Annotated in this window: 1 protein-coding gene; it reads left to right on the forward strand. The window is 73.8% G+C overall.

The window, feature by feature from the left end; translation table 11 throughout:
* The first annotated feature begins 59 nt into the window (after positions 1-59).
* Entirely contained in the window at positions 60-14,144 is a 14,085-nt protein-coding gene (locus DMA15_RS34350) for a non-ribosomal peptide synthetase (protein ID WP_125516560.1), read from the forward strand.
* Positions 14,145-14,162: the final 18 nt, after the last annotated feature.

Genomic DNA, 14,162 nt, shown 5'->3' on the forward strand with positions numbered 1-14,162 from the left:
CTTGCCGGCCCGACTTCCGTGATCGCCCCGGCACCCCGCCGCTGTGAGGAGACAGAACGATGACCCGATCCGTTGTCGAGGACGTCTGGCCGCTGTCGCCGTTGCAGGCGGGGCTGCTCTTCCACGCCGCCTTCGACGACCAGGGCCCGGACGTCTACCAGGGGCAGCGGACGCTGGAGCTGATCGGGCCACTGGACGCGGACCGGCTGCACAGGTCGTGGCAGGCGCTGCTGGCCCGGCACGGAGCACTGCGGGCGAGCTTCCGCGGCCGCAAGTCCGGCGAGGCGGTGCAGGTCATCGCGCGCGAGGCGGTGCTGCCCTGGCGCGTGGAGGACGTCTCGGGGCTCGGGGAGGCCCCGCCCATGGCCGGACGGGAAGCGGAAGCCGAGGCCGGCCGGGGAGCTGAAGTCGGAGTCGGCCTGGAAGCGGAAGCGGAGGCCGACCGGCTTGCCGCGCGCGAGCGGTCGCAGCGTTTCGATCCGGCCACGGCGCCCCTGCTGCGGCTCCTGCTGATCAGGCTGGGCGACGAACGGCACCGGCTGGTCCTCACCAGCCACCACGTCGTCATGGACGGCTGGTCCATGGCGGTGCTCTTCAACGAACTGCCCGCCGTGTACGCGGCGGACGGCGAGACCCGCGGGCTCCCCAGGACGACGTCCTACCGCGAGTACCTCGCGTGGCTCGCCCGCCAGGACAAGGAGGCGGCGCGCACCGCCTGGCGCGCGGAACTGGCCGGGGCCGACGAACCGACCCTCGTCGCACCGGCCGACCCGGCCCGGACACCGGTCGCTCCCGAAAGCCTCGTCATCCGGCTCTCCGAGGAACTGACGCACGGCATAGCGCAGTTGGCGCGCGCCCACGACCTGACGGTGAACACCGTGATCCAGGGCGCGTGGGCGCTGCTCCTCGCGCGTCTGGCGGGGCGCACGGACGTGGTGTTCGGCGCGACCGTCGCCGGGCGCCCCGCCGAACTGCCGGGCGTGGAGTCCATGGTCGGCCTCTTCATCAACACCCTGCCGGTACGCGTACCGCTCGACGGCGCACAGCCCGTCTCCCGGATGCTGACGCGGCTCCAGGAGCGCCAGGCCGCGCTCATGGCACATCAGCATCTCGGCCTCTCCGAGGTCCAGAAGCTGGCCGGTCCCGGCGCTGTCTTCGACACGATCGTGGTGTTCGAGAACTACCCCCGCCCGCCCCAGGAGGAGCCCGCCCTGGACGCCTTCACCATGCGTTCCCTCGGCGAGCGGGAGGCCGCCCACTACCCGCTCACCCTGGTCGTGGCACCCGAGGGCGCCCGCATGGCCGTCAAGCTCGACCACCGCCCCGACCTGTACGACCGTGAGGCCGCGCAGTCGGTCGTCGAGCGCCTGGTGCGGGTGCTCGAACAGATGGTGGCGGATCCGTTGGTGCCGGTGGGGCGGGTGGAGGTGGCGGGTGCGCAGGAGCGCGCGCTGGTGGTGGAGGCGTGGAACGCGACGGCGGGCCGGGTGCCAGGTGTGTCGGTGCCGGAGCTGTTCGCCGGGCAGGTGGCGCGGGCGCCGGACGCGGTGGCGGTGACGGATGGCGAACGCTCGTATAGCTATGGCGAGTTGGCGGAGCGCTCGGGTCGTCTGGCGGCGTTCTTGGCTGGGCGGGGTGTGGGTCGTGGCGATCGTGTCGCGGTGGTGATGGAGCGGTCCGCTGATCTGCTGGTGGCGTTGCTCGGGGTGTGGCGGGCGGGAGCGGCTTACGTTCCGGTGGACCCCGAGTACCCGGCGGAACGCATCGCGTACGTACTGGCCGACTCCGCCCCGGCGGCGATCCTCTGCACCCGCGAGACCCAGGGGTTGCTGCCCGAGGGCGTAGGGGTCCGGCCGGTGGTGCTGGATGACGCCGAGGTGGCGGCGGCGATCGCTCGATGCCCGGCGGGCGGAGCCGAGGTGCCGATCGGCGCCGAGGACCTGGCGTATGTGATGTACACGTCCGGGTCGACCGGTGTGCCGAAGGGCGTGGCGGTACCGCACGGAAGCGTGGCTGCCCTGGCCGGGGACGCCGGGTGGTCGATCGGCGCCGACGACGCGGTGCTAATGCACGCGCCGCACGCCTTCGACATCTCGCTGTTCGAGGTGTGGGTGCCGTTGGTGGCGGGTGGCCGGGTGGTGGTGGCCGGGCCGGGTGCGGTGGATGCGGGTCGAGTGCGGGAGGCGGTCGCGGAGGGCGTCACGGCGGTCCACGTCACGGCGGGTCTGTTCCGGGTGCTCGCGGAGGAGTCCCCGGAGTGTTTCGCCGGTCTGCGTGAGGTGTTGACGGGCGGGGATGTGGTGCCCGCCGGGTCGGTGGCGCGGGTGCGTGAGGTGTGTCCGGAGGTGTGGGTCCGGCATTTGTACGGGCCGACGGAGGTCGCGTTGTGTGCGACCTGGCATGTGCTGCCGGTGGGCGCCGAGGGCGGGCCGGTGCTGCCGATCGGGCGGCCGCTGGGCAACCGGCAGGTGTATGTCCTGGACGCGTTCCTCAAGCCGGTCCCGCCGGGAGTCGTGGGAGAGCTGTATGTCGCTGGTGCCGGGCTCGCACGCGGGTATGCCGGGCGGTCGGGGCTGACGGGGGAGCGGTTCGTGGCGTGCCCGTTCGGTGCGGGCGGGGAGCGGATGTACCGGACGGGGGATCTGGTCCGGTGGTCGTCCGAGGGTGAGTTGCTCTTCGTGGGGCGTGCGGATGAGCAGGTCAAGGTCCGTGGGTTCCGGGTGGAGCTGGGTGAGGTCGAGGCGGTGCTCGCCTCCCACAAGACGGTCGGCCAGGCAGTCGTGGTGGCCCGTCAGGGCGGCCCCGGTGAGAAGCAGTTGATCGGTTACGTGAGCGCTGCGGACGGCTTGGGTATCGGCACGGAGGAGCTACGTGCGTACGTAACCGACCGTCTGCCCGACTACATGGTCCCGGCAGCGATCCTGACCCTGGACACCCTGCCCCTCACCGTGAACGGCAAGGTGGACCGGGCAGCCCTGCCCGCACCGGACTTCGCCTCCCGGGTGACCGGACGCGCACCGCGCACGGCGGCCGAGCGGATCCTGTGCGGCGTCTTCGCCGAGGTCCTGGGGCTCGACCGGGTCGGCGTCGAGGACGGGTTCTTCGAGCTGGGCGGCGACTCGATCAGCTCCATGCAACTCGCCTCGCGGGCCCGCCGTTCCGGCCTCGTCGTGACACCTCGCCAGGTCTTCGAGGAGAAGACCCCGGAACGGCTCGCCACGGTGGCGGAGACCGCCGGGAAGGCCACCGACAGGCATGACGTCGGTGTGGGCGAGGTGCCCTGGACACCCGTGATGCGGGCGTTGGGGGAGAGGGCGGCGCGGCCCGGGTTCGCGCAGTGGGTGACCCTCGGCGCCCCCGCCGGGCTGGGCCTGGACGTACTGGCTGCCGGCCTCGGTGCCGTACTGGACGCGCATGACATGCTGCGGGCCCGCACGATCCCCGGCGAGCAGAAGTTGATCGTCGGCGAGCGGGGATCGGTCGATGCAGGGCGGCTGGTCGCACGAGTGGACGCCGTGCACGTGGCGGAGTGTGACCTGGACGGCGTCGCGGCACGGGCCGCGCAGGAGGCGGCCGGCCGTCTCGACCCGGCCGCCGGGGTGATGGTCCAGGCGGTATGGGTGGACCCCGGGCCGGAGCGCGTCGGCCGACTGGTCCTGGTGGCCCACCACTTGGTGGTGGACGGGGTGTCCTGGCGCGTACTGGTGCCGGACCTGCGAGCCGCGTGCGAGGCGGCCGCCGACGGTCAGGTGCTCCGGCTGGACCCGGTGGGCACCTCGTTCCGGCGCTGGGCGCAGCTGCTGGCGGCCGAGGCGACCGGCGGGCGCCGGACCGCCGAGCTGGACGACTGGCTGACGCTTCTCGGCGGCGCACAAATACCTCTGGGTAAACGGGCGTTGGACCCGGTGGTGGACACCGCCCGGACTCTGCGTCAGCGGACATGGGTGGTGCCGCCCGAGCAGGCGGCCACGCTGGTGGGCCTCACGCCAAACGCCTTCCACTGCGGGGTCGACGATGTCCTCCTCGCGGCGCTGGCGGGCGCGGTCGCGCAGTGGCGGCCGGAGGCGGGCTCGGGGCTTCTGGTGGACATCGAAGGGCATGGGCGTGAGCCGTTGGGTGATGGCGTGGATCTGTCGCGCACGGTCGGTTGGTTCACCAGTGCGCGCCCGGTGCGGTTGGGTGCGGCAGGTGTGGATCTGGCCCAGGCCCAAGCCGGAGGCCTGGCTGCCGGTGACCTCCTGAAAGCGGTCAAGGAGCAGGCCCGTGCCGTCCCCGGTGACGGCCTCGGCCACGCACTCCTGCGCCACCTCAACCCCGCGACCGCCCCCGCCCTGGCAGCCGCCCCGACCCCGCAGATCGGCTTCAACTACCTCGGCCGCTTCACCGCCACCCCGGGCGACGCCCGAAGCGCCACCCCGGGCACACCCGACGCCACCCCAGGGGCCACCCCCGGCGCGACCGCACCCTGGCAGATGGCGGGCACGGCCCCGATCGGCGGCTCGGTCGATCCGGACATGCCCCTCCCGCACGCCCTGGAAGCGAACGTCACCGTCCACGACACGCCCAGCGGACCCGAGTTGGAGATCAGGCTGAGCTGGCCCGGCGACCTGCTCGAGGAAGCGGACGCCGAACGCCTCGGCCGGACCTGGACCGCGATGCTCGCCGGTCTCGCCGCGTACACTGAGCAGAACGGGGCGGGCGGACACACGCCCTCCGACTTCCCCCTCCTGGACACCCTGACCCAGGCCGGCGTCGAACGGCTGGAGTCGGCCGTGCCGGGACTCACCGACGTATGGCCGTTGTCGCCACTGCAGGAAGGCATGCTCTTCCACGCCACCTTCGACGGCGAGGGCCCGGACGCGTACCAGAGCCAGCGTGTGCTCGCCGTCGACGGGCCGCTCGACACCGACCGGCTGCGCGCGTCGTGGCAGGAACTGGTGGCGCGGCACGACGCGCTGCGGGCGAGCTTCCACCGGCTGCCGTCCGGCGAGGCCGTGCAGGTCGTGGCGCGGCGGGTGGAACTGCCCTGGCGCGAGGCCGACGTGTCCGACCGCCCCGAGGACGAAGCCCTCGCCGAGGCGCGGCGGCTCGCCGCGCGCGACGCGGCGGAGCGCCTGGACCTGTCGGCGCCCCCGCTCCTGCGGCTGCTCCTGATCCGCCTCGGCGAGAACCGGCACCACCTGGTCGTCACCAGCCACCACATCGTGGCCGACGGCTGGTCGACACCCCTCCTGCTCAACGAGGTGTCCGAGGCGTACGCGGCGGACGGCACCGCCCCCGCACCCCCGCGGGCCGCCTCGTACGGGGAGTACCTCGCATGGCTGAACCGGCAGGACAAGGAGGCCGCGCACCGCGCCTGGCGGGCCGACCTGGCCGGAGCCGACGAGCCGACCCTCGTGGCCCCCGCGGACCTGGGCGGGGCCCCGGTCCTGCCCGAGGAGTGCTCGCTGCGCCTCTCCAGGAGCACGACACGCGCCCTCACCGAACTGGCCCGCGCCCAGGGCCTGACCGTGAACACCGTGGTGCAGGGCGCGTGGGCGATGGTCCTCGCCCGCCTCGCCCGGCGCACGGACGTGGTGTTCGGCACCACCGTGGCCGGGCGGCCCCCGGAGATCCCCGGCGTCGAGACGATGGTCGGCCTGTTCATCAACACGCTGCCGGTGCGGGTGCCCCTCGACGCCCGCGAACCGGTCCTCGCGATGCTCACCCGACTCCAGGAGCGGCAGACCGCGCTGATGGCGCATCAGCACACCGGTCTCACGGAGATCCAGGCGGCCTGCGGCGCGGGCGCGACCTTCGACACCATGCTCATGTTCGAGAACTATCCCCGGAGCACACCCCTGCTCCCCGCCCCCGGCTCCGGCTCCGGGCGTGACGGCGACGGCGGCGAGGTCGCGCTCACCCAGGTGGACAGCCGTCTCGGAACCCACTACCCGCTGGCCGTCGGAGTCGTCCCCGACGACCGCCTCGGCATCCGCCTGACCTACCGGCCGGACGTGTTCGACGGGCCGCGGGCCCTGCACGTGGGCCGCCAGCTGGCGCGCGTCCTCGACCGGCTCGCGGCCGATCCGGCGCTCCGGGTCGGCGACATCGACGTACTGGAGCCGGCCGAGCGCACCACGGTCCTGGAGCGGTGGAACGCCACCGACCGGCCCGTTCCCGGCGGGACCCTGACGGAACTGTTCCAGGCGCAGGCGCGCCGCTCCCCGGACGCGCCTGCCGTGATCGCCGCGGACCGACAGTGGACGTACGCGCAGCTCGCACGGGCCGCCGACCGCGTCTCGCACGAGCTGCGGGCGCGCGGAGTGCACCGCGGCGACCTGGTCGGCGTGGTGATGGAACGCTCGGCCGACGTGGTCGCGGTCATGCTCGGCGTGGCCGGGGCCGGAGCGGCCTTCGTACCGGTGGACCCGGCATACCCGCGGGAGCGCCTCGCGCATGTGCTGGCCGACGCCGACCCCGCCCTCGTGGTCTGCACGGCCGCGACCGAACCGGTGCTCCCGGCGGGCGTGTCGCGGTGGGTGCACGACACACCCGCGACGCGCCCGGCGCCGACCGGCGAGACCAGTGACGTCGACGAGGTCGGCGGGGCCGTCCGGACACACCGTGCCGGGAACGGCACCAGCCGCGCGGCGGACCCGGCCTACGTGATCTACACGTCCGGCTCGACCGGAACACCGAAGGGCGTCCTGGTCACCCACAACGGACTCGGCAACCTGGCGACCGGCCAGATCGAACGGTTCGCCGTACGCCCGGACTCCCGCGTCCTGCAACTGGCCTCCTGGAGCTTCGACGCCGCCGTCTCCGAGATGTGCATGGCCCTCCTGTCGGGAGCGGCGCTCGTGGTGGCCGGGGCGGACCGGCTGCCCCCGCACGGCGCGCTCGCGGAGGTGGCCGCCGAGTTCGGGGTGACGCACATGACCGTCCCGCCCTCGGTCCTCGCGACGGTGGACGCGCTGCCGGACACCGTCGAGACCCTGATCGTCGCGGGCGAGGAGTGCCCGCCGTGGCTGGCCGAGCGCTGGTCGGACCGGCGCCTGGTCAACGCGTACGGTCCGACGGAGGTGACCGTCTGCGCCGCGATGAGCGAACCGCTGCGCGTGGCCCGGGACGGCGGCCCGGTGCCCGTCGGCCGCCCGCTCGTCAACAGCCGGGCCTATGTCCTCGACGACTTCCTGAAGCCGGTCGCCCCCGGAACCGTCGGCGAACTGTACGTCGTGGGACCGGGTCTGGCGCGCGGATACCTCCACCGGCCGGGCCTGACGGCACAGCGGTTCGTCGCCAACCCCTTCCGGGCGCCGGGCGACGCGGACCGGATGTACCGGACGGGGGACCTGGCCCGGTGGACGGCCGACGGACAGCTGATGTTCGCGGGGCGTGTGGACGAGCAGGTGAAGGTCCGCGGCTTCCGGGTGGAGTCGGGTGAGGTCGAGGCGGCCCTCGCCGGGCACGAGGCCGTGACGCAGGCGGTGGTGGTGGCCCGTCAGGACGGTCCGGGGGAGCGGAGGTTGATCGGCTACGTGACTGCCGCGGACGGGGCTCGCGTGGAAGCGCGGGATGTGCGTGCGTACGTAGCCGACCGTCTGCCCGAGTACATGGTCCCGGCGGCCGTCGTCGTCCTGGACGCCCTGCCGCTGACCGTCAACGGCAAGCTCGACCGGGCGGCGCTGCCCGCACCGGACTTCGCCGCCCGGGTGAGCGGACGGGAGCCGCGCACCGAGACCGAGCGCGTGCTGTGCAGGCTCTTCGCCGAGGTGCTGGGCCTGGAACGGGTCGGGGCCGAGGACGGCTTCTTCGAGCTGGGCGGCGACTCCATCAGCTCCATGCAGCTCGCCTCGCGGGCACGTGAGGCGGGCCTGGTGGTGACACCACGGCAGGTCTTCGAGGAGAAGACGCCCGAACGCCTCGCGCTGGTCGTGGCGGCCGCCGCGGGGCAGGAGGCTCCGACTGTCGACGTGGGCGTCGGGGAAGTGCCCTGGACGCCGGTGATGCGGGCGTTCGGCGAGCGTGCCACGGATGCCGGGTTCGCGCAGTGGGTGATCCTCGGCGCCCCGGCCGGGCTGGGCCTGGACGTACTGTCCACCGGCCTCGGTGCCGTGCTGGACGCGCACGACATGCTGCGGGCCCGGACCGTTTCGGGGGAGCCGAAGCTGATCGTCGGCGAGCCCGGCACGGTGGACGCGTCCGCGCTGGTCTCCCGGGTTCCCGCCGCCGCCGCGGAGGTCGGCGAGGTCGCGGAGCGGGCGGCGCGCGAGGCCGTGGCGCACCTCGACCCGGCAGCGGGCGTGATGGTGCGGGCGGTCTGGGTGGACGCCGGGCCGGACCATGACGGCCGACTGGTCCTGGTGGCCCACCACTTGGTGGCGGACGGAGTGTCCTGGCGGATCCTGGTGCCGGACCTGCGAGCCGCGTGCGAGGCGGCCGCCGACGGGCGTGAGCCCCGGCCTGCCCCGGTCGGCACGTCATTCCGGCGCTGGGCGGAGCTGCTGGCGGCGGAGGCGGTCGGCGAGGGGCGGGTCGCCGAGCTGGACGCCTGGCTGACCTTGCTTGGGTCGGGCCAAGCACCTTCGACATCGCGGGAGTTGGACCCGGCGGTGGACACCGCCCGGACCCTGCGCCGCACGTCCTGGGTGGTGCCGCCCGAGCAGGCGGCCACGCTGGTGGGCCTCACGCCAAACGCCTTCCACTGCGGGGTCGACGATGTCCTCCTCGCGGCGCTGGCGGGCGCGGTCGCGCAATGGCGACCGGAGACGGGCTCGGGGCTTCTGGTGGACATCGAAGGGCATGGGCGTGAGCCGTTGGGTGATGGCGTGGATCTGTCGCGCACGGTGGGCTGGTTCACCAGCGCGCGCCCGGTGCGGTTGGGTGCGGCAGGTGTGGATCTGGCCCAGGCCCAAGCCGGAGGCCTGGCTGCCGGTGACCTCCTGAAAGCGGTCAAGGAGCAGGCCCGTGCCGTCCCCGGCGACGGCCTCGGCCACGCACTCCTGCGCCACCTCAACCCCGCGACCGCCGCCACCCTGGCAGCCGCCCCGACCCCGCAGATCGGCTTCAACTACCTCGGCCGCTTCACCGCCACCCCGGGCGAAGCCCCAAGCGCCACCCCAGGCACACCCGACGCCACCCCAGGAGCCACCTCCCCCCCGGTCGTCGCCCCCTGGCAAATGGCCGGTGAGGCCGCGATCGGTGGCTCTGTCGACCCCGACATGCCCGCCCTCCACGTCCTGGAGGCGGCAGCGGCGGTGCGGGACACTCCGGACGGGCCCGAGCTGACGCTCACCCTGACCCGGGCCGGGCTCCTGGTGACGGAGGGCGAGGCCGAGCTGCTCGGCCGTGCCTGGGTGGCGCTGCTCGGCGGTCTCGCCGCGCACACCGAGGAGAGCGGCGCGGGCGGACACACGCCCTCCGACTTCCCCCTCGTCCACGCCCTGACGCAGGGCGGCGTCGAGGAGCTGGAGTCGGCGGTGCCGGGACTGGACGACGTATGGCCGTTGTCGCCCCTCCAGAAAGGCATGCTCTTCCACGCCACCTTCGACGAGGAGGCGCCGGACGTCTACGAGGGGCAGCGGGCCCTGGCCCTGGAGGGGCCGCTGGACGCCGACCGGCTGCGCGCCGCGTGGGAGACCGTGCTGCGCAGGCACCCGATCCTGCGGGCGAGCTTCCACCGCCTCGCGTCGGGCGAGGCCGTACAGGTCGTGTCCAGGAACGTTGAGCTGCCTTGGCGTGAGGTGGACTTGGCAGGTCTGGCGGAGGGTGAGGCGAGCACCGAGGCCGAACGCCTGGCCGAGACCGAGCGGGCGGACCGGATCGATGTGACGCAGGCCCCGCTGCTGCGCCTCCTCCTGATCCGCTTCGGCGAAAACCGGCACCGGCTGGTCATCACCAGCCACCACATCACGATGGACGGCTGGTCCCTGCCGGTCCTGATCAAGGACCTCCACACGGCGTACGAGGCGCGCGCCGCCGGCGGCGACGAGCGGGTCCTGCCCCCGGTGACGTCCTACCGGGACTACCTCGCATGGCTCGACCGGCAGGACAAGGACGAGGCGCGGGAGGCCTGGCGGGCGGAGCTGGCCGGCCTCGACGAGCCGACGCTGGTCGCGCCCGCCGAGTCCGTACGCGTGCCGATGGTCCCGGACCGGATCCGGTTCGCCTTCCCCGAGGAGGTGTCACGGGGCGTCGCGGCGCTGGCCCTGAGGCACGGCCTCACCGTGAACACGGTGGTGCAGGGCGCCTGGGCGCTGCTCCTCGCGAGGCTCGCCGGGCGTACGGACGTGGTGTTCGGCGCGACCGTGGCGGGCAGGCCCGCGGACCTGCCCGGCGCGGAGTCGGCGATCGGTCTGTTCATCAACACCGTGCCCGTACGCGTACCGCTGGCGGCCGCGCAACCGGTCCGCGACATGCTCGCCGAACTGCAGCAACGCCAGGTCGCCCTGATGGCCCACCAGCACATGGGCCTCGCCGAGATCCATCAACTCGCGGGCCCCGGCGCCACCTTCGACACACTCGTCGTCTACGAGAACTACCCCCACCCGCCCGACGGCCCGGCGGCCCCCGGCTCCCTGCGCATCCGCCCCGACGGAACCCCGCAGGACATGGGCCACTACCCGCTGACGTTCGTCGTCTCGCCGGGGGAGCGCATGCACGGCGACTTCGTCTTCCGGCCGGACGTGTGCGACCGCGCCCGCGCCGAGGACATGGTCGCCTCACTGGTGCGGATCCTGGAGCAGCTGGTCGCGGACCCCTCAGTACCCGTGGGCCGGGTGGACGTGGTCTCCGCCGCCGGGCGCGACCTCGTCGTACGGGAGTGGAACCGGACGCGGGACCCGGCGGCCGCCGCGGCACCGCTGCCCGAGCTGATCGCGCGGCAGGCGGAACGGACGCCCGACGCGGCGGCGCTCGTCGCCGGTGAACAGACGCTCACCTATCGGGAGTTGATGGAGGACACCGGGCGGCTCGCGCGGTATCTGACGCGGGCCGGGGTCGGCCCCGAGTGCCGGGTGGCCGTCGTCGGGGAGCGGTCGGCGACCATGGTGCGCTCGCTCCTCGCCGTGTCGATGGCCGGAGGCGCCTTCCTTCCGGTGGACGCGGACTACCCGGCGGAGCGCATCGCGTACGTACTAGCCGACGCCGCCCCCTCGGTGGTGGTGTGCACCGAGCGGTCCCGGGGCGCGGTGCCCGCCGGATACACCGGGCGTGTCGTGGTGACCGACGACCCGCGCGTGGCCGACGAGGTGCGCCGGTGCGCGGGCGGCCCCCTGCGGGACGAGGAACGGACGGCACCCCTGAAGGCGGCCAGCGCCGCCTACGTCATCTACACGTCGGGGTCGACGGGAACACCCAAGGGCGTCGTCGTCACCCACGCGGGTCTCGGCAACCTCGCGCGGGCACAGATCGACCGCTTTGGCGTACGCGCGGACTCACGCGTGCTCCAGTTCGCGTCGCTGAGCTTCGACGCGGCGGTCTCCGAACTCTGCATGGCGTTCCTGTCGGGCGGATCACTCGTCGTGGCCGCCCCCGACGAGCTGCCGCCACGGGTCTCCCTGGACGAGGCGGTGCGCCGGGCGCGGGCGAGCCACGTCACCGTGCCGCCGAGCGTCCTCGCGGCCGAGGAGCGGCTGCCCCGGGAGCTGGAGACCGTGATCGTGGCGGGCGAGGCGTGCCCGCCGGGGCTCGTGGACCGGTGGGCGGGGGACCGGCGGATGGTGAACGCCTACGGCCCCACGGAGACCACCGTCTGCGCGGCGATGAGCGCGCCGCTGACGCCGGGCCGCGACACCGTGCCCATGGGGCGGCCCATGGCGAACGCACAGGTGTTTGTCCTCGATGAGTTCCTGCTGCCCGCCCCGCCCGGCGTGGCCGGTGAGCTGTATGTCACCGGCGCCGGGCTCGCACGCGGCTATCTGGGACGGGCCGGCCTTTCGGCCGCACGCTTCGTCGCCTGCCCGTTCGAGACGGGGACACGGATGTACCGCACCGGGGACGTGGCGCGGTGGACGCGCGAGGGCGAACTGCTATTCGTCGGCCGCGCCGACGACCAGCTCAAGATCCGCGGCCACCGGATCGAGCCCGGCGAGATCGAAGCGGCCCTGACCACCCACCCCGACGTCGTACAGGCCGTGGTCATCGCACGCCAGGACCACGCCGACGGCCACCGCCTCGTCGCGTACGTCGTCGCCGACCCCGCCCGCCGCGGCGGCGACGCGATGACCGCCGATGTCGTCGCCGAACTGCCCGCTCACCTACGCGAGCGGCTGCCGGAGTACATGGTCCCGGCGGTGTTCATACCGCTCGACCGGCTGCCGCTGACCGTCAACGGCAAGGTGGACCGGGCCGCGCTCCCCACGCCGGACTTCGCCGAACGGGTCACGGACGGGGAAGCGCGCACGGGGACCGAACGGCTCCTGTGCGACCTGTTCGCCGAAGTACTCGGTCTGGAGCGGGTCGGGGTCGGCGACAGCTTCTTCGAGCTGGGCGGCGACTCGATCATGTCGATGCAGCTCGCGTCCCGGGCGCGCCGGGCAGGACTCCTGCTGACCTCCCGGCAGGTCTTCGAGGAGAAGACCCCCGAACGGCTCGCGGAGGTGGCCCAGGGCGCCGAACCCGAGGCCGCCGTCGACGACGTCGGTGTCGGCGAAGTGCCCTGGACGCCGGTGATGCGGGCGCTCGGCGAGCGGGCCGCGCGCCCCGGGTTCGCGCAGTGGATGGTCCTCGGCGCCCCGGCCCAACTGGGGACGGAGACGCTGGCGGCGGGGCTCGGAGCCCTGCTCGACACGCACGACATGCTGCGGGCGCGCACGGTCCCCGGCGAGCCGAAACTGACCGTCGGCGAGCGGGGATCGGTGGACGCCGAGAACCTGGTCGTACGCGTGGACGCGGCAGGCACCGACACGGACGCCTCCTCGGACGCCCCGGCCTCCCCGGACTCCCTGGACCAGATCGCGGCGCGGGCGGCGCGCGAGGCCGTGGAGCGCCTCGACCCCGCCTCCGGCGTCCTCGCACAGGCCGTCTGGGTGGATGCGGGCCCCGCACGCACGGGCCGCGTCATCCTGGTGGTGCACCACATGGTGGTGGACGGAGTCTCCTGGCGGGTGCTGGTGCCGGACCTGCGGGCGGCCTGCGAGGCGGCGGCCGCCGGACGCGCACCGGCACTCGACCCGGTCGGCACGTCGTTCCGCCGCTGGGCGCAGCTGCTCACGGCCGAGGCGTCCAGTGAGCGCCGGACCGCCGAACTGGACGACTGGCTCGCCCTGCTGGGCAAGCCGCAACCCCCGCTCGGCCAGGGCGAACTCGACCCCGACCTGGACACCGTACGCACCCTGCGCCACCACACCTGGACGCTGCCGCCCGAGCAGGCCGCCACCCTGGTGGGCAAGGCCCCGGCCGCCTTCCACTGCGGGGTCGACGACATCCTCCTCGCCACCCTGGCGGGGGCGGTCGCGCACTGGCGGCCCGACACCGCCTCAGGACTCCTGGTCGACGTCGAAGGGCACGGCCGTGAGCCGGTGGAGGGCGTGGATCTGCTGCGCACGGTCGGCTGGTTCACCAGCGTGCGGCCGGTCCGCCTGGAGGTGGGCGCTGCTCAGTTGGACGCCGCTATGGCGGGCGGCGAGGCTGCCGGTAGCTTGGTGAAGGCCGTCAAGGAACAGGCCCGGGCGGTGCCCGGGGACGGCCTCGGTCATGAGCTGTTGCGTCATCTCAACCCCGTGACGGGCCCGGTCCTCCAAGCCGCGCCGGCCGCGCAGATCGGCTTCAACTACCTGGGCCGGTTCGCGGCGGGCGGCGGTGCGGACGACGGCACCGGCACGGGTCCGGCCGGACCGTGGCAGCTGGCCGGTGAGACCGCGATCGGCGGCTCGGTCGACCTGGGCATGCCCGCCACACATGTCGTGGACGCGGGCGCCGTGGTGCGGGACACCGCCGACGGGCCCGAGCTGACGATCACGCTGAGCTGGGCGAGCCGGCTGCTGGAGGAGGCCGAGGCGCGGCGGCTCGGAGCCACCTGGCTGAAGATGCTCGACGGCCTCGCCGGTCACACCACCGACCCCACGGCGGGCGGACACACCCCGTCCGACTTCCGCCTCCTGGACCTCGCACAACACCAGATCGACGAACTCGAAGCCGGATTCTCCGGCGAGCAGTCATAGCCGAGCCATTGCAGGACC

Origin of the sequence: Streptomyces sp. WAC 01529 (assembly GCF_003945545.1) — a bacterium.
GTDB lineage: Bacteria > Actinomycetota > Actinomycetes > Streptomycetales > Streptomycetaceae > Streptomyces > Streptomyces anatolicus.

Excerpts from the sequence above, each read along its gene's own strand:
- DMA15_RS34350 (WP_125516560.1), top strand. The coding sequence starts at position 60 with ATGACCCGATCCGTTGTCGAGGACGTCTGGCCGCTGTCGCCGTTGCAG.